A 21292-nucleotide genomic window follows, 5' to 3' on the forward strand; every position below is an offset into this window, starting at 1 on the left:
ACGACCTGAGGTGTGGACATGGGCAGTGGTGGGCTGAGCAGGCGCCGATTCGTCGGAGCCCTCGCGGGGTCGGCCGCCGGGGTGACCCTCCCGGCGGCCACGGCGTGCGACGACGCGCCCGCCCCCGCGGACACGTCCGGCACGTCGACGTCCGGGACCGGCCCCGGGACCCGTCCGAGCGCCCAGTCCGAGAGCCGGGGCCCGTCCGGCCCGCGCCCGCTGTACCTCGGCACCTACACGTCCGCCGAAGGCGGCGGCAAGGGCATCGGCCTCGCCACGTACGATCCGGCCACGGGCGCCGTCACCGGCACCGGCACCATCGAGGGCGTAGCCGACCCGTCGTACCTGGCCCTGCACCCCGGCGGCCGGACGCTGTACGCGGTGAACGAGCGCGAGGACGGCGCCGTGACCGCCGTCCGCGTCGCCGACCGCGAGGTTCTGGGCAGCCGCGGCACGGGCGGCGCGGCGCCCTGCCACCTGTCGGTGCATCCGCGCGGCCGCTGGCTGCTGAGCGCCAACTACGGCACCGGCAGCGTGGCCGTGCACCCGATCGACGCCTCCGGCGTGCTCGGTGAGCGCACCGACCTGGTCACGCACTCCAGCCCCGCGCCCGGCCCCGGCCAGGACGGCCCGCACGCCCACCAGATCGTCACCAGCCCCGACGGCCGCCATGTACTCGCCGTCGACCTGGGCACGGACACCGTCTACACCTACCGCCTCGACGAGAAGGCGGGCACTCTCAGCGAGGTCGCCCGGGCCCGGACCGAGCCGGGCGCGGGCCCGCGTCATCTCACGTTCCACCCGGGCGGCCGCCACGCCTATCTGGCCAACGAGGTCGACAACACCGTCGCGGTCTGCGGGTACGACCCTGCCACGGGCCGGCTGACCGTCGGCGCGGAGCAGGAGACGGGCACGGGCTCGGGCACCAGCTATCCGGCACAGATCGTGGTGACGCCGAACGGCCGCTTCGCCTACCTCGCCAACCGGGGCCACAACAGCCTCACGCGCTACGCGGTGGAGGCGAAGGGCGCCCGGCTCCGGCTGCTCGACACGGTGCCGGTGTCCGGGGACTTCCCGCGGCAGATCGCCCTGTCACCGGACGGCGGGCTGCTGTTCGCGGCCAACCAGCGCTCCGGCAGTGTCAGCGTCTTCCGCGTCGACGAGGCGAGCGGTGAACTGCGGCTCGCGGGCGAGCCGTTCGCGTCACCCGTCGCCGTCTGTGCGCTGCCGCTGTAGGGCGCGCGGGCAGGAGGCGGCGCTGGCCTGGGAGAGCAGGATGTGCATGCGCTCGGTGAGCTGGGCGACGTCGTCGGCGGGCCGGTGGAACGGCAGCCGTACGTCGCCGTGGGAGCGGGCGCGCTCGATGCGCAGGGTGAGTCCGTGCCGGTCGACGGCGAGCGGCTGGACGCGGACGGCGCCGTGCAGGCTGTCGGAGTCGACGAGGCGGGTCAGCCGCTCGACGGCGTCCGGGTGGCAGTCCGCGAGATGGGTGAGCAGCCGGGCCTCGGCGGTGGCCAGCGGGTCGGGCGCGGCGGTGGCGAACTCCTCCAGGTCGACGACCTTGGCGCCGGACGGCTGCCGCAGCACCACGCGCGTCGCCCGGAAGGCGAGTTTGCCGTCCTCGGGAGTGAACCAGCCGGACAGCCAGAGCCGGGTGCGGATCCGCTTGCGGACGGGCACGGGGGCGACGTCGGCGAACTCCAGGACCGCGGAGGGCTCTCCGCGCGGCGCGCAGATCGCGGCCGTGACCAGCACACTGGCCTCCGGCACCTCCAGCAGGACACGGCCGTCGTCGGTCACGGTGTGCGCGCCGACGAGTTCCTCACGGCAGTTCTCCGCGGTCACCGAGCAGGACCACGCGCCGGCCAGCACCGACCGGGCCCGTTCCGCCGCGGAAGGCGCGGCCGTCCAGGTTTGGCTGTCACCCATCCCGTTCCTCCTAAGGCAAGGCTTGCCTAACCTATCGAAGATCGGGCCGCAGGCCAACCGGCACCGCCGATCCTGTGCGATGTCTTTGCGGAGGTGAGGGGAGATCAGGGAGCGATGACACCCAGCAGGGCCCGGGTGCACAGGTCGCGCACCTGGTCCCGGGAGAGGTCGGCGCCCCGTAGCCACTCCAGGCAGACCGCCGTGGTGAACGCCAGCCAGCCCCGCACGGCGAGCGGGACATCCGGCCGCTGCGCGCAGACCGGACCGAACTCGGGGTCGGCCGCCATCGCCGCGAGGATCTGCTTCTCCTGCGCCGCCAGGGCCCGTTGGTAGACCTTGCGCACGGCCTGGTCCCCGGCCGCGTCGGCGCGATGGAAGGCGCGGTAACCGTGGGCGTGGGCCTGGACGTACTCCAGGAACGTGTCGAGGCCGGCGCCGAGCTGTTCGCGCACCGGGACGCCGGGCACGGCGGCCGTCATCCGCAGCATGCGCTCGCTCTCGCGCTCGACGACGGCGGCGAAGAAGTCCCGCTTGGTCGGGAAGTAGTGATAGAGCAGCCCGCGTGAGACTCCGGCGATCTCGGCGACCTGCTCGATCCACACCTCGTCGTACGGACTCTCCGAGAACAGCCGTGCCCCGACCGCGAGAAGCTGCTCACGACGCTCCTCGGTACTGAGCCGGCGTCGTGTGCGCTCACCCTGGTTCGCGGCCATGCCCGCACCTTACTTGACGTGGATTCAATAGCGGGACCAGACTGATCCCGCGTTATTGAACCCGCGTACAACGAGCGCCGCGTCGCCAGGTGTCACCGGAGCGAGGGAGATCGCGTCATGGCGGAGACGACGACCGGGACCGGACTTCCGAAAGGTTTCCGCAGTGCCGAGCAGGGCTGGCCGGAGCTGTTCCGCATACCCCACCCCCCGCACCGGCTCCCGCTGCTCGGCGATGTGCTGGGCGCGAGCAGGCGCACGCCGCTGCAGGACTCCCTGCGCTTCGCCCGTCAGCTGGGGCCGATCTTCCGACGCCGGGCGTTCGACCGGGAGTTCGTCTTCGTGTGGGGCGCGGAACTCGCGGCCGACATGGCGGACGAGGCGCGCTTCGCCAAGCATGTCGGGCTCGGTGTCGCCAATCTGCGGCCGGTCGCCGGGGACGGTCTGTTCACCGCGTACAACCACGAGCCGAACTGGCAGTTGGCGCACGACGTGCTGGCGCCCGGGTTCAGCCGGGAGGCCATGGCCGGCTATCACCCGATGATGCAGGCCGTCGCCGACCGGCTCATGGACCACTGGGACCGCGAGCTCACCGCGGGCCGGGCGGTGGACGTGCCCGGCGACATGACCAAGCTGACCCTGGAGACCATCGCGGGCACCGGCTTCGGGCACGACTTCGGCTCCTTCGAACGGGCCCGCCCGCACCCCTTCGTGACGGCGATGGTCGGCACGCTCAGCTACGCCCAGCGCCTCAACACCGTGCCGTGGCCGTTCCTGCTGCGGCGCGCCGCGCGCCGCAACGACGCCGACATCGCCCACCTCAACGACACGGTCGACGAACTGGTCCGCGCCCGGATCGCCGGCGGGCCCGGGGACGGCGACCTGCTCGACCGCATGCTCGAGACCTCGCATCCCGAGACCGGTGAGCGGCTGTCCGCGGAGAACGTCCGCCGGCAGGTGATCACCTTCCTGGTGGCCGGCCACGAGACCACCTCGGGCGCGCTCTCCTTCGCCCTGCACTACCTCTCCCGGCACCCCGACGTCGCCGCCCGCGCCCGCGCCGAGGTCGACCGCGTCTGGGGCGACACGGCGACGCCCGGCTACGACCAGGTGGCGCGGCTGCGCTATGTGCGCCGGGTGCTCGACGAGGCACTGCGGCTGTGGCCGACGGCTCCCGCCTTCGCCCGGGAGGCCCGCGAGGACACCGTGCTCGGCGGGGTCCATCCGATGCGCCGGGGCGCCTGGGCGCTGGTGCTCACGGCGATGCTGCACCGCGATCCGCAGGTCTGGGGCGCGGACGCCGAGCGGTTCGACCCGGACCGCTTCGACCCGAAGGCCGTGCGGACGCGGGCACCGCACACCTTCAAGCCGTTCGGGACGGGCGCCCGGGCGTGCATCGGGCGCCAGTTCGCCCTGCACGAGGCCACTTTGGTGCTGGGGCTGCTGCTGCGCCGCTACGAGTTCGAGGCCGATCCGGCGTACCGGCTGCGGGTGACGGAGCGTCTGACGCTGATGCCGGAGGGGCTGCGGCTCCACCTGGAGCGGCGGACGCCCGTGCCCGGCCGGGCCGAGGCGTCCCCGGCCGGGCAGGACGCGCCGTCAGCTCTCGGCTGTCCAGTGCACGGGGCGGCTGACTGACGCGGGCAGCCGGGTGCCCGCACCGCCCCGGGCCGCGTTCAGCTGGGGCTGGGTCAGGAAGAAGGCGCCGGTCAGATCGGCGTCCGTGAGGTCGGTGTCGCGCAGGTCGGCACCGATGAGGTCCGCCCCGCGCAGATCGGCGCCGGTCAGATCGGCGGCGATGAGATAGGCACCGCGCAGGTTCGCCCCCCGCAGATCCGCGCCCCGCAGACGGGCGCCCATCAGGTCCGCGCCCCGGCGTTCCTTCCTGCGTCCGCGCGTACCCGCCCGCGCCAGCTCGCTGGTCCGCAGCAGCAGGACGTTGACCTTCTGCCGGTGGGCGGCCACGTCCAGCGCGGCGAGTTCCTCCGCGGTCCGGCGTGTGAGGGCGTCCGTGGCGTCCAGGAGTTCGCGCAGCTCGGCGTGGACGGGGCGGGCGGCGGGCAGGGTGAGTGCCTCGGTCAGATACCAGAGCAGCTCGTGCAGTTGGCGGACGACGGGGAAGACGTCGGCCATCCGCCGGGCGTGCTCGCGGGAGGCGGCGCGCCAGTCCTTCCCCGCGAAGGTGACCTGCGAGACCTTCTGCCCGGCGCCGAAGCAGTCGTAGACCGTGCACCCGCTGAAGCCGCTCTGCCGGAGCCGGGCGTGGATGCCGCAGCGGTGGTCGTCCTGAAGGTTCCGGCAGGGCGTACCGGCGTCCTTGTCGTGCGCGAAGTCCGCCGAGGCGGAGAAGGGCAGCGCGACGCAGCACAGTCCGAAGCAGTTCGCGCAGTCTCCGTGCAGGTCGGTGAGGTCGCCGGCGTGATCTTGCATGTCACCACCCTAATGTCCGGCCCGGCACCGGAACTCACCGATGAGTTTCCGGCACTGTGGGCGTCCTCTCATCCAACGGAAAACAAGTTCGGCTACCACATAGAGACAGGCCGACGAAAGCAGGAACAGCACCGCATCGAGGATTCCGAGGAGACGTCATGTGCAGCCACCAGCCCCCGTGCCCCACCGCCGGCAGCTCCGCCCCGCACGCCGCCGCCGCCGTCTCGGCCCACCCCGAACAGGGCTGGAGCCTGCTGTGCAACGGCACCATCGTCTTCGACGACACCGGTGAGCTGTTCCCCGACGGGCGGATGGCCGGCCCGCGCCGCGGGGTCGGCACGCCGGCCGTGGCGGCCTGACTCAACCCGGAAGGCCCGACAGGCCCAGGCCGCCGAGCCGCTCCGGGTCCGCCAGGATGTACAGGTGCGTGATCCGGCCGCCGGAGATGCTGACGCCCATGACCGACTGCGGCCGCCCTTCGGGCGCGTGCAGGACCCCGATCTCCCCGTTGACCAGCACCAGCTGCGCGTACTGTGCCAACTGCGCGAACAGCAGGGCCTGTTCGGCGACCGGCTTCGCACCGCGCACCAGCTTGGACGCCGCCGCGCCCCGCACCAGCGGTCCGGAGTCGGCGCGCAGCACCACCTCCGGGTCGAGGACCGCGAGCAGCGCCTCGAAGTCACCCGCGCGGGCGGCGGCCATGAAGGCGTCGAGGACCTGCCGCTGCCGCCCGAGGTCGGGCTCGCTCGACGGGGTGGCGCCCTTCACCCGGCGCCGGGCACGGCTCGCGAGCTGCCGGGTGGCGGCCGAGGAACGTTCCACGATCGGCGCGATGTCGTCGAACGGCACCGCGAACATGTCGTGCAGGACGAACGCGATCCGCTCGGCGGGCTCCAGCGTCTCCAGCACCACGAGCAGCGCCAGTCCCACCGAGTCGGCCTGGAGCACCTCCTGTTCCGGGTCGATCTGCCCCAGGGGGCGGATCACGGGGTCCGGTACGAAGGTGTCGTCCAAGGGTTCCTCGTGGCGCCGCGCACGGGAGCGGAGCAGGTCCAGGCAGACCCGGCCGACCACCGTGGTCAGCCAGCCGCCGAGGTTGCCGATGGCGTCCGCGTCCGTCCGGCTCAGCTTCAGCCAGGCTTCCTGGACGGCGTCCTCCGCCTCGGCGAGCGAGCCGAGCATGCGGTAGGCGACCGCCTTGAGGTGGCCGCGATGCTCCTCGAAGCGCGCCGCCAGCAGTTCGTCGCCGTGCGTGCCGTTGGTGTCGTTCACCGTGCCCCCGTCCTCCGCGTCGCCGGCCGGTACTAGCGGCTGAACAGTTCGAACGCCACGGCCGGTGTGCCGCCGAACCGCTCCCCGGTCGACCGGGAGGTCTCGGTGAGGAAGCGGCGGACGTACGTCTCGGGGTCCTCGTCGGTCAACACCTCGATGTGTAGGTGCGGTGTTCGAGCAGGGAGTGCACCGCCCGCTCCAGGCCCGGTGTCGCGTCGACCGCGTGCGTCGGGGTGCTGGAGCCGGCCACCGCGACCCAGCGGACGCCGTTCCACGGCTGAAGGCCCTGTTCGATCAGCTCCGGGAAGATCCAGCGGTTGCCCGCGTCACCGGCCGCGTCCAGCGTGGCCCGGCCGACGGCCACATGGTCCGGTGTGTTCCAGGCGACGCCGCCCCAGGTGTCCCGGTGGTTGAGCGTGATCACCAGCTCGGGCCGGTGTGCGCGGATCGCCCCGGCGATGTCGCGGCGCAGGGCGGTGCCGTACTCGATCACGCCGTCCTTGTGGTCGAGGAACTCCACCGCCGTCACACCGACGACCGCCGCACTGGCCCGCTGCTCGCGCTCGCGCAGCGGGGCGCACTTCTCGGGTTCCAGGGTGTCGATACCGGCCTCGCCGCGGGTCGCCAGGACATAGGCGACCTCGCGGCCCGCGTCGGTCCACCCGGCGATCGCCGCCGAGCAGCCGTACTCGAGGTCGTCCGGGTGCGCGACGACGGCGAGCGCACGCTGCCAGTCGTCGGGCATGGGCTGGAGCTGAGTGATCACCGGCTCGGTCATGCCCGCACCCTAACGCGTCACCCCGTGATCACGCTTCGTCACGGGTGAGCGCGAGCAGCCGGTCCAGGACACGGGGTCCGCCCGCCCGGACACCGTCGTGCTCGAACTCGTCCGTCACCCAGGTCCGCAGGCCGCGCACGGCACGGGCGGTGGCCAGGGAGTGGGCGGTGTCGACGTACATGTCGTCGTGGTAGACGGCCGCGGCGACCGGTACCTCGTTGGCGGCCAGGCGCGCGGAGTCGTACAGGGGCGTCCAGTCGGTGCGGGCGGCGAGGAGTTCGGCGGTCTCGCGCAGCGGGCGCAGCGCCGGGTCGCAGTCGAACATCCAGGGGTGGATCGACTCTCCGGTGAACAGCAGCGGGCCGTCCCCGGCGAGCGTCTTGGCCGCGTCGAACTGGGGGAACTCGGCGCGCACCCGCTCGGCGGACCAGGCGGTGGGCCGGTCGTCCTGGCCGTAGATCGCCTCGTGGACCAGGGCGTACAGGGGGTGTCCCGCGTACGACAGCAGGTTCTGCGCCTCTTCCTGGAAGGCGTCCGAGAGGGCGGCGCCCCGCGGGGTGCGGACGAAGGCGTGCTCCAGCAGGTAGTGCAGGCGGTGGCTGCCCTCGCCGCCGCCGAGCAGGATGCCGAGGGACTGGAAGGCCTCGGCGGTGAAGCGGTAGCCGTTCGGCAGGACCACGTCGTTCGCGAGGAGGTGGTCGGCGATGCGGCGGGCGCGTTCGACGTCCTGCGGGTAGCGGGCGTAGTGCGCGGCGACCTTGCGCTCGATGCGCGGGTAGGCCGCCCGGTAGACGTCGTCGGCGTGTGCGTCCAGGGAGGGCAGGCCGCCGGTGATCACAGCGGCGGTCAGGCCCTCGGGGGCGGTGGACAGGTAGTTGACCGTGCAGAAGCCGCCGAAGCTCTGGCCGAGGACGGTCCAGGGGGCGCCGCCGGTGACCTCCCGGCGGATCAGTTCGCAGTCGCGGACGATCGAGTCGGCGCGGAAGTGCGTGAGGTAGTCGGCCTGTTCGGCGGGGCCGCCGCGCAGCGGGAGCGTCTGGCGGTTGGCGGGCGTGGAGTGGCCGGTGCCGCGCTGGTCCAGCAGCAGGACGCGGAAGTCCTTGAGCGCCCGGCCGAGCCAGGCCCCCTTGCCGACGAAACGGTTCGCCCCGAAGCCGGGGCCGCCCTGGAGGTAGACCAGCCAGGGCTGTTCCTGGTGCGCCTTGTCGCCCGCGACGACCTCGCGGGCGTAGAGCTCGATCGTCTCCCCCGCCGGGTCGGCGTGGTCGAGGGGCACGGTGAAGCGGCGGTCGGTGAGGACGACGCCGGGCTGGCGGTAACTGACGGTCAACAGGGCTCCCGGGACGGAGGGTTTTCGGGCCGCGTCCCAGTTCAGCACATGTTCCTGCGCCGACCGAGCCCTGGGATCATGAAATCGTACTGAACGGCCGATCAGCGGGCCGAGAGGCTGGACCGCCGGACCACCAGCTCCGGCTGCAGGACGACCCGCCGGTGCTCGTGCTTCTCCGCCTCCGTCTCCTCCAGCAGCATCTCGGCGGCGAGGGTGCCCATGGTGACCGCGGGCTGCCGGACGGAGGTCAGCGGGACGGCCGCGGCGGCCGCGAACTCGATGTCGTCGTAGCCGACGATGGCCAGGTCGTCGGGGACTCCGACGCCCGCGGCGTACATGGCCTGGAGCACGCCGAGGGCGAGCAGGTCGTTCGCGCAGAACACGGCGGTGGGGCGCTCGGCGAGGCCGAGCAGTCGGGCGCCGGCGTCCCGGCCCGCGGCGACGTCGAGCCGCTCGGTGGGCAGCTCGCGCAGGTTCTCCGGGCCGAGCCCGGCCTCCGCCAGCGCGTTCAGCGCGCCGGTGCGGCGGTCGCGGACTTGGTTGAGGCCGGGCGGACCGCTGACGTAGGCGATGGAGCGGTGCCCGGCGTCGACGAGGTGGCGTACGGCCAGGGCGCCGCCCGCGACGTCGTCGACGGAGACCGAGCACTCTGTGGTGCCCTCGGCGACCCGGTCGACGAGGACGAAGGGGATGTTGTGCCGGCGGAACGTCTCGATGTTGCGGCCGGTGGCGTCGGCGGGGGTGAGCAGCACGCCCCGCACCCGCTGCTCGGCGAAGAGCGACAGGTAGTCGGCCTCCTCGCTCGCGCTCTGCGCGCTGTTGCAGACCATCACGCCGAGCCCGGCGTCCCGTGCGGTGCGCTCGGCGCCGCGCGCCACGTCGACGAAGAAGGGGTTGCCCATGTCGAGGACGAGCAGGCCCATGATCCGGCTGCGGCCCGCGCGCAGCTGCCGCGCGGACTCGCTGCGGACGTAGCCCAGCCGGTCTATCGCGGACTGCACCCGCGCCCGGGTCTCGGTCGCGACCGTGTCCGGACGGTTGATGACGTTGGAGACCGTGCCGACGGAGACTCCGGCGGCGCGGGCGACGTCCTTGATACCCACCGACTGGGCCATCGGGCAGGGACCTCCAGAGAGTCTCGTGGTGCGTGGGAGCGGCGCGAAGGAACATTACCGTCATGCCGCCCACAACGGCTGCGATCAGGCAGGCAGGCGGAAGTTGAGGTTACGCAGCGCCGACGGCGTCGTACCGCTGGACTTCTCCTGGTACATGATCGACAGGAAGTGGTCCTGGGCGACACGGGTCTCGTCGACGACGACCTCCCCGAAGGCGTTGAGCCCGGCGCCGACGCCGTCGTACAGGAGCGTCCAGTCCGTGTACCCGGAGGCTTTGGAGGCTCCGGCGATCCGGCAGTACGGGAAGATCGCGTACGCGTTGTCGTACTTGTCGAGGATCAGCTTGGTGCGCTGGCTGGAGTTGAGCGGGACGGGGATCTCGGTCTTCTGCCAGGTGCCCGCGGCGTTTTTCCGGACGTGGAAGGCACGGCCGTTCGCGGTGCGGTCGGCGACGTAGTGGGTGGTGCACTGCCCGAACCGGCCCGGGACGTAGCTGATGATCGCGTGCGGCAGGCCGGCGGAGTCGGTGAACTGGCTCTCCTGGTTCATCAGGGAGTGGTCCGGGTTGAGCGCGTCGATCACCAGTCCGCCGTCGGTGACGGCGACCTTGTCGGAGCCGCCGGTGGTGCCGACGACGGTGCCGGCGTTGTTGCGCCAGGTGCGGCCGCGGTCGTCGGAGTAGACGTAACCGGTGTCGTGATTGGTGATGCCGCCGCTGGAGCACATCACAGCGCCGTTCTGCTCGCGCCAGGTGAAGAAGGAGTGCAGGCGTCCGTTGCGGTCGTAGTCGATGCCGTGCAGGTACATGTTGCGGGCGGTGGAGGAGCCGTGCTCGCTGGTGTAGGTGCCGGTGGAGCTGCTCCACTCCCCGAGGTTCGTCCAGGCCGAGCCGTCGTACTCGGCGAGGGCGTTGCGGCCGTTGCCGGAGACGGCGACGCGGTAGCTGAGCTGGAGTTTGCCCTCGGGGGTGGAGACGAACTGCGGGTAGGTGAACTGCGAGGTGAGGGCCAGTCCGTCGAGCGTCGACTGGGGTGCGCCGAAGCGGCTCGCGGTCCAGCTCAGGCCGGCCGGGTCGTCCACCAGCCCGGCGACCGACTTGATGTAGGTGAAGCCGTCGCTGTGCGAGTCCATGTTGAGGTGGAGGCGCCCGTCGGCCTTGGAGATTCCCATCGAGATGACGTTGTGGGAGTCGTCGTAGCGCAGGGTGTGGCCGGCCTTCACCGTGGACCAGGTGCCCGCGCCGAGCGCGCGGCGGCCGATGACGGCGCCCCGGTCGGCGGTGTACCAGGCAGCGTACTGATGGCCCTTGTAGGTCAGCAGGCCGTTCTTCTGGAAGGAGTTGTTGTTGACCAGGCCGTCGTACGACACGAAGTAGATGGCCTGGGTGTCGAGGGTGGTGGTGCCCGTCAGGGTGAGGGACGGGCCGGGGTCGGCGGCGCGCGCGGTGCCGGAGGTGAGGGCGGGGGTCACGACGGCTCCGGCGAGTGCGGCGCCCAGCAGGGTGCGTCTCTTCATCTCGGGGGACTCCAGGGTCGGCGAGGTGCGAGGCGGGGGTCGTGCGGGGTGGGGGGTCAGGCGAGGTGGAACACTTCCGTGAGGGGCTTCATGGCCTCGTCGGGCCGGGCGCCGTCCAGTGACTCGAAGAACGGCGCCATGTCCGACTGCCAGCGGGCGTTGACGTCGGTGGCTTCCATGCCGGCCACGGCGGCGGCGAAGTCCTCGGTCTCCAGGTAGCCGACGAGCAGGCCGTCGTCGCGCAGGAAGAGCGAGTAGTTGTGCCAGCCGGTGGCCGAGAGCGCTTGGAGCATCTCGGGCCACACGGCCGCGTGCCGTTCGCGGTACTCGTCGAGGCGGTCCGCCCTGACCTTCAGCAGGAAGCACACGCGCTGCATCAACAACCCTCCGAAGGTCAGAAGTTGAACTGGTCGATGTTCTTGGCGTCGAAGACGGTCGGCTTGCCGAGGCTGATCACACCGTCCTTGCCGATGGTGTACTCGCCCATGTCACCGGCCTTGAAGGTCTCGCCCTCCTTGCCGGTGATCTGCCCGGAGACCAGGGCCACGGCGGTACGGGCGGCGAGCTCGCCGAGCTTCGCCGGGTCCCACAGCTCGAACCCCTCGACGGTGCCGTTCTTGACGTACTTGCGCATGTCGTTGGGGGTGCCGAGGCCGGTCAGCTTGACCTTGCCCTTGTACTTGGAGCCCGACAGGTACTGGGCGGCGGCCTTGATGCCGACCGTGGTCGGGGAGATGATCCCCTTCAGGTTCGGGTACTCCTGGAGCAGGCCCTGGGTCTGCTGGAAGGACTTCTGGGCGTCGTCGTCACCGTAGGCGACCTTGACGAGCTTCATGTCCTTGTACTTCGGGTCCTTGAGCTCGTCCTTCATGAAGTCGATCCAGGTGTTCTGGTTCGTCGCGGTCTGCGCGGCGGACAGGATCGCGATCTCGCCCTTGTAGTCCAGCTGCTCGGCGAGCAGCTGCACCTCGGTGCGGCCCAGGTCCTCGGCGGAGGCCTGCGAGACGAAGGCGTTGCGGCAGCCGGCGGTGGTGTCGGAGTCGTAGGTGACGACCTTGATGCCGTTCTTCATGGCCTGCTTGAGCGCGGTGCACAGGGCGCCCGGGTCCTGCGCGGACACGGCCATCGCGTCGACCTGCTGCTGGGTGAGCGTGTTGACGTAGCTCACCTGCCCGGCGGTGTCGGTGGCGCTGCTCGGCCCGACCTCCTTGTAGCTGGAGCCCAGCTCCTTCAGCGCGGCCTCGCCGCCCTTGTCGGCGGAGGTGAAGTAGGGGTTGTTGACCTGCTTGGGCAGGAACCCGACGGTCAGCCCCTTCTTCAGCTCGGCATTCGGATCGGCCTTGCCGGCGGTCGCGGCGGAGGCGCCTTCGTCCTTGACGTCCTCCTTGGTGGTACCGCCGCAGGCGGTGGCCGCGAGAGCGAGGGAGGTGACGGCGGCGAGGGTCACACAGACACGCCGGAGGGATGACTTACGCATGACGGTTCCTTCTGACAGAGGTGAGTGGAAGCTGTGGGGGGCGCGGGGCCGTATTCGATGTGCGGCTCCGCCGCGTGGGCGCGATCGACCACGTACGGCCTTCAGCCGGACGACTGAGCCCGCACGACGGCGATCTGCCGCGCCACCCGCGGCCCGAGGACGGAGAGAACGAGCAACACACCGGTGACGACGATCTGCGACTGCGCGGAGACGTCCTGAAGGCTCATCACGTTCTGCAGTGCCCCCAGCAGGAACACCCCGGCGATCGCACCGCCCAACGTGCCCTTGCCGCCGTCGAAGTCGATACCACCGAGCAACACGGCGGCCACGACCGACAGTTCGAGCCCGGTCGCGTTGTCATAGCGGGCACTCGCGTAATGCAGCGCCCAGAAGATCCCGGTGAGGGAAGCCATCAGCCCCGTCACCGTGAACAGGATCAGCTTCTGCCGCTTGACCCGGATCCCGGCGAACCGTGCCGCCTCCTCGCTCGCCCCGATCGCGAACAGCGACCGCCCGAACGGCGTGGCGTGCAGCGCGACCACGGCGATGGCGAGCAGGACCAGGAAGGGCAGGAGAGCGTAGGGAATGAACGTGTCGCCGATCCGCCCGGCGGCGAAGTCCAGATACTGCGTCGGGAAGTCGGTCACCGCATCCGACCCCAGCACGATCTGCGCGATACCGCGATACGCGGCGAGGGTGCCGATCGTGACGGCGAGGGACGGCAGCCCCAGCCTGGTCACCAGCAGTCCGTTGATCAGGCCGCACACCACTCCGAGCAGCAGACAGATCGGGATGATGGTCTCGATCGTCATGCCCTGGTTCCACAGGGCGCCCATGACCGCGCCGGACAGTCCCGCCGTCGAGGCCACCGACAGGTCGATCTCGCCGGAGACCACGAGCAGGGTCATCGGCAGGGCGATCAGTGCGATGGGCAGCGTGTTGCCGATCAGGAACGACAGGTTGAGGGCGTTGCCGAAGCCGTCGACGGTGGTGAACGACAGCAGGAGCACGACGATCAGGAGGGCGCCGACGACGGTGTCCCAGCGCACGGCGCGCGCGAGCGAGAAGTCAGCCATGGCGGGCGTTCCTCTTCTTCAGGGCGGTGGCCACGCGCAGCGCGACGATCCGGTCGACCGCGATGGCGAGGATGAGCAGGATGCCGTTGATGGCGAGCACCCAGACGGAGCTGACGCCGAGGGCGGGCAGCACGCTGTTGATGGAGGTCAGCAGCAGCGCGCCGAGCGCGGCGCCGTAGACGCTGCCGGAGCCGCCGGTGAAGACGACGCCGCCGACCACGACGGCGCTGACGACGGTGAGTTCGTAGCCGTTGCCGGTGCCGGAGTCGACGTTGCCGAACCGGGCCAGGTACAGGGCACCGGCGAGTCCGGCGAGCCCTCCGCAGAAGGTGTAGGCGGCGAGGATCCGCTTGCGCACCGGGATGCCGGCGAGGCGGGCGGCCTCCGGGTTGGAGCCGAGGGCGTACAGCTCGCGGCCGCTGCCGTAGTGCTTGAGGTAGTACCCGGTGACGACGAGGACGACGAGGGCGATCAGTGCCAGCCACGGCACGGCTGAGATGCCGCCGGAGCCGAAGTCGACGAAGCCGTCGGGGAGGTCGGACGCGGTGATCTGGCGGGAGCCGACCCAGATGGAGTCGATGCCGCGGATGATGTACAGCGTGCCGAGGGTGACCACGAGCGCGGGCACCTGGCCGAGGCTGACGAGCAGGCCGTTCAGCAGACCGAAGCCGACGCCCATCAGGATCGCCAGGAGCACGGCGAGGACCGGGTTGCCGCCGCCCTGGAGGAAGGTGCCGGCGGCGAAGGCGCTGATGCCGAGCGTGGAGCCGACCGACAGGTCGACGTTCCGCGTGATCACCACCAGGGACTGGCCCGTGGCGACCAGGACGAGGATCGTCGCGTTGAGCAGCAGGTCCTTGATGCCCTGCTCGGTGAGGAACTCGCTGTTGCCCAGCTGGGTGACGACGATCATCACCACGAAGACGGCCAGGATGGCGAGTTCGCGCATCTTGAAGACGCGGTCGACCAGGCGGGTGCCGCTGGACTTGGCCACGTCGGTCACGGGAGCCTCTTCGGAGGTGGTCACCGTCATGCGGCGGCCCTCCCGGTGGCTGCGGCCATCACGGTTTCCTCGGTTGCTTCGGAGCGCGGGATCTCGGCGGTGAGGCGGCCCTCGTGCATCACGAGCACGCGGTCGGCCATGCCGAGGATCTCGGGCAGGTCGGAGGAGATCATCAGAACGGCCACGCCGTCGGCGGCCAACTCGCTGAGCAGCCGGTGCACTTCGGCCTTCGTACCGACGTCGATGCCTCGGGTGGGTTCGTCGACGATGAGCACCTTGGGGCCGGTGGCCAGCCACTTGGCGAGGACGACCTTCTGCTGGTTGCCGCCGGACAGGGTGTTGACCGTGTCGGCGATCCGGGCGTACTTGACCTGGAGTTTGACGGCCCAGTCGAGGGAGCGGCTGCGTTCGGCGCCGCGGTCCATCAGTCCGGCCCGCACCGTCGTACGCAGTCCGGTGAGGCCGATGTTGCGTTCGATGGACATGTCCATCACCAGGCCCTGGGCGCGCCGGTCCTCGGGGACGAGGGCGAGCCCGCAGGCCATGGCGGTGGAGGGGGCGCCGTTGGTGAGCGCCGTGCCGCCGACGGACACCTCGCCGGCGTCCCAGCGGTCGATGCCGAACACCGCCCGCGCGACTTCCGTGCGGCCGGCGCCGACGAGTCCGGCGAGGCCGACGATCTCACCGCGCCGCACGTCGAAGGAGACGTCGGTGAAGACGCCCTCCCGGGTCAGCCGGCGCACGCTCAGGGCGATCTCGCCCGGCCGCACGTCCTGCTTGGGATACAGCTCGTCGAGGTCGCGGCCGACCATCCGGCGCACGAGGTCGTCCTCGGTCATGCCCTCCACCGGCTCGCTGGCGATCCAGGCGCCGTCGCGCAGGGTCGTCACCCGCCGGCAGATCTGGAAGATCTCCTCCAGCCGGTGGGAGATGAACAGGACGGCGGCGCCCTGTTCGCGCAAGGTGCGCACGACGCCGAAGAGACGGGCGACCTCGCTGCCGGTGAGGGCGGCGGTCGGCTCGTCCATGATCAGGACGCGGGCGTCGAAGGAGAGCGCCTTGGCGATCTCGACGATCTGCTGGTCGGCGATGGACAGGCCGCGCGCGGGACGGTCGGGGTCCAGTTCGACGCCGAGGCGCCGCATCAGGGCCAGGGTCGCGGTGTGCGTGGCCTTGTGGTCGATGCGGCCGAGCGCGCGCCGCGGGCGGCGGCCCATGAAGATGTTCTCGGCGATCGAAAGGTCGGGGAAGAGGGTCGGCTCCTGGTAGATCACGGCGATGCCGGCGTCGCGGGCGTCGCCGGGGCCGTGGAAGACGACGGGCGCGCCGTCGAGCAGCACCTGGCCGGCGTCGGGCCGGTGCACGCCGGCGAGCGTCTTGATGAGGGTCGACTTGCCCGCGCCGTTCTCCCCGGCGAGGGCGTGCACCTCCCCGGGGAACAGCTCCAGGGAGACGTCCCGCAGGGCGCGGACCGCGCCGAAGGACTTGGAGATGTCCCTGAGCGCCAGAACCGGGGCCGGACCCGTGGTGGACGGGTGGGTCATGAGGGCTCCTCGACGACACCGGCGGGACGGGCCTCCCGGCGTCGTGAAAGGTTTCAACTTGGTTGCCGGGACGTTAGGCACGGAGCCCATGTCCCGTCAATGGGTCCGTGTCGAAAAAGTTTCGATGGACGTAGGTCACGGCCGAGTCACGGGAAGCGGACTGGGCCATGGGGCTTGACACCTCTTCGGGTGGCCCCTACGTTCCCGTCTTGAATCGTTTCACAGTGAAGCGTTTCAGTTGTCCACCGTCCGACACTTCCGTCCCGACGTCACAGGAGCCCCGAAGTGACCGAGCTCGCCGCGGTGAAGGCCGCACTCAAGACCCAGGCCGTCGAGACGCCGTCGTGGGCGTACGGGAACTCGGGGACGCGGTTCAAGGTGTTCGCCCAGCAGGGCGTGCCCCGCACACCGCGGGAGAAGCTGGACGACGCCGCGAAGGTGCACGAGTTCACCGGTGTCGCGCCGACGGTCGCGCTGCACATCCCCTGGGACAGGGTCGACGACTACGCGGTGCTGGCCAAGCACGCCGAGGAGCGTGGGGTGCGGCTGGGCGCGATCAACTCCAACACTTTCCAGGACGACGACTACAAGCTGGGCAGCATCTGTCATCCGGACGCGGTGGTGCGGCGCAAGGCCGTCGATCATCTGCTGGAGTGCGTCGACATCATGGACGCGACGGGCTCGCAGGATCTGAAGCTGTGGTTCGCGGACGGCACGAACTATCCCGGCCAGGACGACATCCGGGGGCGTCAGGACCGGCTGGCCGAAGGGCTCGCGGAGGTGTACCAGCGGCTCGGGGACGGGCAGCGGATGCTGCTGGAGTACAAGTTCTTCGAGCCGGCCTTCTACACGACGGACGTGCCGGACTGGGGGACGGCGTACGCGCACTGCCTGAAGCTCGGGCCGAAGGCGCAGGTCGTGGTCGACACCGGGCATCACGCGCCGGGCACCAACATCGAGTTCATCGTCGCCACGCTGCTGCGCGAGGGCAAGCTCGGCGGGTTCGACTTCAACTCCCGGTTCTACGCGGACGACGACCTGATGGTGGGGGCGGCCGATCCGTTCCAGCTGTTCCGGATCATGTACGAGGTCGTGCGCGGGGGCGGGTTCACCTCGGACGTGGCGTTCATGCTCGACCAGTGCCACAACATCGAGGCGAAGATTCCGGCGATCATCCGGTCGGTGATGAACGTGCAGGAGGCCACGGCGAAGGCGCTGCTGGTCGATGGGGCCGCGTTGGCCGCGGCGCAGGCCGGCGGGGATGTGCTCGGCGCGAACGCCGTGGTCATGGACGCGTACAACACGGATGTGCGGCCGTTGCTCGCCGAGGTGCGGGAAGAGATGGGCCTCGACGCCGACCCGATGGCTGCGTACCGCCGGTCCGGGTGGGCCGAGAAGATCGTGGCCGAGCGGGTCGGTGGGCAGCAGGCCGGGTGGGGGGCGTAAGCGTCTTCCGACTTCTGTCGTCTGCGGACTGCGGACCGGTAGTGGCCGGACGCGCAGTTCCCCGCGCCCCTGGGGGCGTTTCCCCACCCTTTCTCGGATAGGACTGCATTCTCATGGCTCCCCATCTTGAAGCCGCCGCCCTGCTCGCCCGGTCCCGGCGGCTCGGCTCCGATCCCCGTAACACCAACTACGCCGGTGGCAACGCGTCCGCCAAGGGCACCGACGTCGACCCCGTCACGGGTGGTGAGGTCGAGCTGATGTGGGTCAAGGGGTCCGGTGGTGACCTCGGGACGCTCACCGAGGCGGGGCTGGCCGTGCTGCGGCTGGACCGTATGCGGGCGCTCGTGGACGTCTACCCCGGCGTCGAGCGCGAGGACGAGATGGTCGCCGCCTTCGACTACTGCCTGCACGGCAAGGGCGGGGCGGCTCCGTCCATCGACACCGCCATGCACGGGCTCGTGGAGGCGGCGCACGTCGATCATCTGCACCCGGACTCCGGCATCGCGCTGGCGTGTGCCGCCGACGGGGAGAAGCTGACCGCCGAGTGCTTCGGGGACACCGTGGTGTGGGTGCCGTGGCGGCGGCCGGGGTTCCAGCTGGGGCTGGACATCGCCGCGGTGAAGGCCGCCCACCCGCGGGCCATCGGGTGTGTCCTCGGCGGGCACGGGATCACCGCCTGGGGCGACACCTCCGAGGAGTGCGAGCGCAACTCGCTGCACATCATCCGCACCGCCGAGGAGTTCCTGGCGGAACGCGGCAAGCAGGAGCCCTTCGGAGCCGTCCTCGAGGGGTACGGCGCGCTGGAGCCCTCCCGGCGCCATGAGCGTGCCGCCGCCCTCGCGCCGTACGTCCGCGCCCTCGCCTCCCAGGACAGGGCCCAGGTCGGGCACTTCGACGACTCCGAGGCCGTCCTGGACTTCCTGGCGCGGGCCGAGCACCCGCGGCTCGCCGCGCTCGGGACCTCCTGCCCGGACCACTTCCTGCGGACCAAGGTGCGCCCGCTCGTCCTGGACCTGCCGCCCACCGCGCCTCTCGACGAGGCCGTGGCCCGGCTCAAGGAGCTGCACGCCGAGTACCGCGAGGAGTACGCCGCCTACTACCGGCGGCACGCCCTGCCCGACTCGCCCGCGATGCGGGGCGCCGATCCGGCGATCGTGCTGGTCCCGGGTGTCGGCATGTTCAGCTTCGGCAAGGACAAGCAGACCGCCCGGGTGGCCGGCGAGTTCTACCTCAACGCCATCAACGTGATGCGGGGCGCCGAGGCCGTCTCGGCGTACGCGCCGATCGAGGAGTCGGAGAAGTTCCGCATCGAGTACTGGGCGCTGGAGGAGGCCAAGCTCCAGCGGATGCCCGCGCCCAAGCCGCTCGCGACCCGGGTGGCGCTGGTGACCGGCGCCGGCAGCGGGATCGGCAGGGCCATCGCGCACCGGCTGGTCGCCGAGGGCGCCTGTGTCGTGGTCGCCGACCTCGACGCCGGGAAGGCCACGGCCGTCGCCGAGGAGCTCGGCGGGCCCGACAGGGCCGTCGCCGTGACCGTGGACGTCACCTCCGAGGAGCAGATCGCCGACGCCTTCCAGGCAGCCGTGCTCGCCTTCGGCGGCGTGGACCTGGTGGTCAACAACGCCGGCATCTCCATCTCCAAGCCCCTGCTGGAGACCTCCGCCAAGGACTGGGACCTGCAGCACGACATCATGGCCCGCGGTTCCTTCCTCGTCTCCCGCGAGGCGGCCCGGGTGATGATCGCGCAGGGGCTGGGCGGCGACATCGTCTACATCGCCTCCAAGAACGCCGTCTTCGCCGGACCCAACAACATCGCCTACTCCGCCACCAAGGCCGACCAGGCCCACCAGGTACGGCTGCTGGCCGCCGAGCTGGGCGAGCACGGCATCCGCGTCAACGGGATCAACCCGGACGGTGTCGTGCGCGGATCGGGCATCTTCGCCGGCGGGTGGGGCGCGCAGCGTGCCGCCGTGTACGGGGTCGAGGAGGCGAAGCTGGGTGAGTTCTACGCCCAGCGCACCCTCCTCAAGCGCGAGGTGCTGCCCGAGCATGTCGCGAACGCCGTCTTCGCCCTCACCGGCGGCGACCTGACGCACACCACCGGGCTGCACATCCCCGTCGACGCCGGCGTCGCGGCCGCGTTCCTGCGGTGAGCGGCCCCGTGAAGTCGTACGCCGCGGTCGATCTCGGCGCGTCCAGCGGACGTGTCATGGTCGGCCGCGTCGGCCCCGACCGTCTGGAGCTGACCGAGGCGCACCGCTTCCCGAACCGGCCGGTGCGCATCCCCGAGGGGCTGCGCTGGGACGTCCTCGGCCTGTACGCCGGAGTGCTGGACGGGCTGCGGGCGGCCGGGCGGGTGGACTCCGTCGGTATCGACAGCTGGGCCGTGGACTACGGGCTGCTGGACGCGGACGGGGCGCTGCTCGGCAACCCCGTGCACTACCGGGACGCGCGGACGGAGGGGGTCGCCGAGAAGGTGTGGGCGACCGTTCCGGCGGCGCAGCTGTACGCGGCGACCGGGCTGCAGTACGCGCCCTTCAACACCCTGTACCAGCTGACGGCGGCACGCGGTACCTCCCAACTGGCCCACGCCCAGCGGCTCCTGCTCGTCCCGGACCTGCTGACGTACTGGCTCACCGGCGAGCAGGGCACCGAACTCACCAACGCCTCCACGACTCAGCTCATCGATCCCCGCACCCGCGACTGGTCGTACGACATCGCCTCCCGCCTGGGCATCGACCTGGGGCTGTTCGCGCCGCTCAGGCAACCCGGTGATCCGGCGGGCCTGTTGCGTGCCGAGGTGCTGGAGGAGACCGGGCTCTCCGGGCCGGTGCCGGTGACGGCGGTCGGGTCGCACGACACCGCCTCCGCGGTGGCCGCCGTGCCGGCCGACGGCGAGCGGTTCGCGTACATCTGCACCGGCACCTGGTCGCTGGCCGGTCTCGAACTGGACGCGCCCGTGCTCACCGAGGAGAGCCGGGCCGCCAACTTCACCAATGAGCTGGGGCTGGACGGCACGGTCCGGTATCTGCGGAACATCATGGGGCTGTGGCTGCTCCAGGAGTGCCTACGGGCGTGGGGCGAGCCGGAGTTGGGTGCGCTGCTGCTGGAGGCGGGCGATGTGCCGGCGCTGCGGTCGGTCGTGGACGCCGGGGACGCGGCGTTCCTGGCGCCGGGGCGGATGCCGGAGCGGATCGCCGAGGCGTGCCGGGCCTCCGGGCAGCCGGTGCCGGTCTCGCCCGCCGAGGTGACGCGGTGCATCCTCGACTCGCTGGCCCTTGCCCACCGCAGGGCGATCGACGAGGCGCAGCGGCTCGCAGGCCACCCCGTCGACGTCGTGCACGTCGTCGGCGGCGGCACCCGCAACGCCCTGCTGTGCCAGCTGACCGCCGACGCCTGCGGGCTGCCGGTGGTGGCCGGTCCGGCGGAGGCCGCCGCCCTCGGGAACGTCCTCGTCCAGGCACGGACCCACGGCCTGGTCCGCGACCTCGGCGACGGGCGCCGCCTGCTCGCCCGTACCCAGCCGTTGACCCGGTACGAGCCGCGCGGGGACGCGGCGCGCTGGCGCGCGGCGGAAGCCCGGCTCACCGGCGGGTGACGGGGTCTCCCCCAGGGGCCCGTGCCCTATTACGCTGCACTCATCCGATGATCGATCACAAGGAGCCGC

At 71.3% G+C, this 21292-nt stretch carries 18 protein-coding genes and 1 pseudogene; 6 read left to right on the plus strand and 13 right to left on the minus strand.

Going from position 1 to position 21292, the window contains the following annotated elements; all coding sequences use genetic code 11:
- Window positions 1–18 precede the first annotated feature (18 nt).
- Complete coding sequence (locus ACGFW6_RS03965; protein ID WP_393504363.1) at window positions 19–1236, plus strand: lactonase family protein; 1218 nt, start codon at window positions 19–21, stop codon at window positions 1234–1236.
- Here the strand turns inward: ACGFW6_RS03965 and ACGFW6_RS03970 are convergent.
- Together ACGFW6_RS03970 and ACGFW6_RS03975 are read right to left on the minus strand one after the other, a co-directional pair.
- Window positions 1204–1929: a DUF2470 domain-containing protein gene (locus tag ACGFW6_RS03970; protein WP_393504367.1), complete on the minus strand. Its 726-nt coding sequence runs from the start codon at window positions 1927–1929 to the stop codon at window positions 1204–1206. The two genes, ACGFW6_RS03965 and ACGFW6_RS03970, sit on opposite strands and share 33 nt — an antisense overlap.
- 104 nt (window positions 1930–2033) lie before the next feature.
- Complete coding sequence (locus ACGFW6_RS03975; RefSeq protein WP_393504369.1) at window positions 2034–2642, minus strand: TetR/AcrR family transcriptional regulator; 609 nt, start codon at window positions 2640–2642, stop codon at window positions 2034–2036.
- A 117-nt stretch (window positions 2643–2759) separates the two neighbouring features.
- On the opposite strand from ACGFW6_RS03975, the gene ACGFW6_RS03980 reads away from it, so the two are divergent.
- Entirely contained in the window at window positions 2760–4277 is a 1518-nt protein-coding gene (locus tag ACGFW6_RS03980) for a cytochrome P450 (protein ID WP_393504371.1), read from the plus strand.
- On the opposite strand, the gene ACGFW6_RS03985 is transcribed toward ACGFW6_RS03980, so the two are convergent.
- Complete coding sequence (locus ACGFW6_RS03985) at window positions 4239–5069, minus strand: pentapeptide repeat-containing protein (protein ID WP_393504373.1); 831 nt, start codon at window positions 5067–5069, stop codon at window positions 4239–4241. The genes ACGFW6_RS03980 and ACGFW6_RS03985 overlap by 39 nt on opposite strands.
- Before the next feature lie 158 nt (window positions 5070–5227).
- On the opposite strand from ACGFW6_RS03985, the gene ACGFW6_RS03990 reads away from it, so the two are divergent.
- Window positions 5228–5428, plus strand: a complete 201-nt coding sequence (locus tag ACGFW6_RS03990) for a DUF5999 family protein (protein ID WP_393504375.1) — start codon at window positions 5228–5230, stop codon at window positions 5426–5428.
- Between the two features lies 1 nt (window position 5429).
- Here ACGFW6_RS03990 and sigJ read toward each other — a convergent pair whose 3' ends face one another.
- From sigJ to ACGFW6_RS04040, 10 genes and pseudogenes are all read right to left on the minus strand, one after another.
- Window positions 5430–6341, minus strand: coding sequence for an RNA polymerase sigma factor SigJ (gene sigJ, locus ACGFW6_RS03995; RefSeq protein ID WP_393504377.1), 912 nt, complete (start codon window positions 6339–6341; stop codon window positions 5430–5432).
- A 32-nt stretch (window positions 6342–6373) separates the two neighbouring features.
- Window positions 6374–7119 (minus strand): annotated as a pseudogene (locus ACGFW6_RS04000) (PIG-L deacetylase family protein).
- A gap of 28 nt (window positions 7120–7147) precedes the next feature.
- Entirely contained in the window at window positions 7148–8449 is a 1302-nt protein-coding gene (locus tag ACGFW6_RS04005; protein ID WP_393504379.1) for an alpha/beta fold hydrolase, read from the minus strand.
- Window positions 8450–8550: 101 nt separating this feature from the next.
- On the minus strand, window positions 8551–9564 hold the full coding sequence (locus ACGFW6_RS04010) for a LacI family DNA-binding transcriptional regulator (protein WP_393504381.1): 1014 nt from the start codon (window positions 9562–9564) through the stop codon (window positions 8551–8553).
- A gap of 84 nt (window positions 9565–9648) precedes the next feature.
- Entirely contained in the window at window positions 9649–11079 is a 1431-nt protein-coding gene (locus tag ACGFW6_RS04015) for a BNR repeat-containing protein (RefSeq protein WP_393504383.1), read from the minus strand.
- Between the two features lie 56 nt (window positions 11080–11135).
- Entirely contained in the window at window positions 11136–11456 is a 321-nt protein-coding gene (locus tag ACGFW6_RS04020) for an L-rhamnose mutarotase (protein WP_393504385.1), read from the minus strand.
- Window positions 11457–11473: 17 nt separating this feature from the next.
- Window positions 11474–12556: a rhamnose ABC transporter substrate-binding protein gene (gene rhaS, locus ACGFW6_RS04025; protein ID WP_393504387.1), complete on the minus strand. Its 1083-nt coding sequence runs from the start codon at window positions 12554–12556 to the stop codon at window positions 11474–11476.
- Between the two features lie 101 nt (window positions 12557–12657).
- Window positions 12658–13632 carry an ABC transporter permease gene (locus tag ACGFW6_RS04030; RefSeq protein WP_393504389.1) on the minus strand — a complete coding sequence of 325 codons (975 nt, stop codon included), beginning with the start codon at window positions 13630–13632 and terminating at the stop codon, window positions 12658–12660.
- Window positions 13625–14665 (minus strand): ABC transporter permease, encoded by a 1041-nt coding sequence (locus tag ACGFW6_RS04035; protein WP_393504390.1) that lies wholly within the window; start codon window positions 14663–14665, stop codon window positions 13625–13627. The genes ACGFW6_RS04030 and ACGFW6_RS04035 overlap by 8 nt, the downstream gene beginning before the upstream one ends.
- Complete coding sequence (locus tag ACGFW6_RS04040; protein WP_393504392.1) at window positions 14662–16179, minus strand: sugar ABC transporter ATP-binding protein; 1518 nt, start codon at window positions 16177–16179, stop codon at window positions 14662–14664. The genes ACGFW6_RS04035 and ACGFW6_RS04040 overlap by 4 nt, the downstream gene beginning before the upstream one ends.
- A 285-nt stretch (window positions 16180–16464) precedes the next feature.
- On the opposite strand from ACGFW6_RS04040, the gene rhaI reads away from it, so the two are divergent.
- From rhaI to ACGFW6_RS04055, 3 genes are all read left to right on the plus strand, one after another.
- Entirely contained in the window at window positions 16465–17625 is a 1161-nt protein-coding gene (gene rhaI, locus ACGFW6_RS04045; protein ID WP_393504394.1) for an L-rhamnose isomerase, read from the plus strand.
- Between the two features lie 113 nt (window positions 17626–17738).
- Window positions 17739–19778 carry a bifunctional aldolase/short-chain dehydrogenase gene (locus tag ACGFW6_RS04050; RefSeq protein ID WP_393504396.1) on the plus strand — a complete coding sequence of 680 codons (2040 nt, stop codon included), beginning with the start codon at window positions 17739–17741 and terminating at the stop codon, window positions 19776–19778.
- A complete protein-coding gene (locus ACGFW6_RS04055) occupies window positions 19775–21223 on the plus strand; it encodes a rhamnulokinase family protein (protein WP_393504398.1) in 1449 nt (482 codons plus the stop codon). Before ACGFW6_RS04050 ends, ACGFW6_RS04055 begins: the two co-directional genes overlap by 4 nt.
- The last annotated feature ends 69 nt before the right edge of the window (window positions 21224–21292 follow it).

It is taken from the genome of Streptomyces sp. Y7 (assembly GCF_043195415.1).
Classification (GTDB): domain Bacteria; phylum Actinomycetota; class Actinomycetes; order Streptomycetales; family Streptomycetaceae; genus Streptomyces.

Coding starts and splice junctions, on each gene's coding strand:
- ACGFW6_RS03965 (WP_393504363.1), top strand. CDS start 19: ATGGGCAGTGGTGGGCTGAGCAGGCGCCGATTCGTCGGAGCCCTCGCG.
- ACGFW6_RS03970 (WP_393504367.1), bottom strand. CDS start 1,929: ATGGGTGACAGCCAAACCTGGACGGCCGCGCCTTCCGCGGCGGAACGG.
- ACGFW6_RS03975 (WP_393504369.1), bottom strand. CDS start 2,642: ATGGCCGCGAACCAGGGTGAGCGCACACGACGCCGGCTCAGTACCGAG.
- ACGFW6_RS03980 (WP_393504371.1), top strand. CDS start 2,760: ATGGCGGAGACGACGACCGGGACCGGACTTCCGAAAGGTTTCCGCAGT.
- ACGFW6_RS03985 (WP_393504373.1), bottom strand. CDS start 5,069: ATGCAAGATCACGCCGGCGACCTCACCGACCTGCACGGAGACTGCGCG.
- ACGFW6_RS03990 (WP_393504375.1), top strand. CDS start 5,228: ATGTGCAGCCACCAGCCCCCGTGCCCCACCGCCGGCAGCTCCGCCCCG.
- ACGFW6_RS04010 (WP_393504381.1), bottom strand. CDS start 9,564: ATGGCCCAGTCGGTGGGTATCAAGGACGTCGCCCGCGCCGCCGGAGTC.
- ACGFW6_RS04015 (WP_393504383.1), bottom strand. CDS start 11,079: ATGAAGAGACGCACCCTGCTGGGCGCCGCACTCGCCGGAGCCGTCGTG.
- ACGFW6_RS04020 (WP_393504385.1), bottom strand. CDS start 11,456: ATGCAGCGCGTGTGCTTCCTGCTGAAGGTCAGGGCGGACCGCCTCGAC.
- rhaS (WP_393504387.1), bottom strand. CDS start 12,556: ATGCGTAAGTCATCCCTCCGGCGTGTCTGTGTGACCCTCGCCGCCGTC.
- ACGFW6_RS04030 (WP_393504389.1), bottom strand. CDS start 13,632: ATGGCTGACTTCTCGCTCGCGCGCGCCGTGCGCTGGGACACCGTCGTC.
- ACGFW6_RS04035 (WP_393504390.1), bottom strand. CDS start 14,665: ATGACGGTGACCACCTCCGAAGAGGCTCCCGTGACCGACGTGGCCAAG.
- ACGFW6_RS04040 (WP_393504392.1), bottom strand. CDS start 16,179: ATGACCCACCCGTCCACCACGGGTCCGGCCCCGGTTCTGGCGCTCAGG.
- ACGFW6_RS04050 (WP_393504396.1), top strand. CDS start 17,739: ATGGCTCCCCATCTTGAAGCCGCCGCCCTGCTCGCCCGGTCCCGGCGG.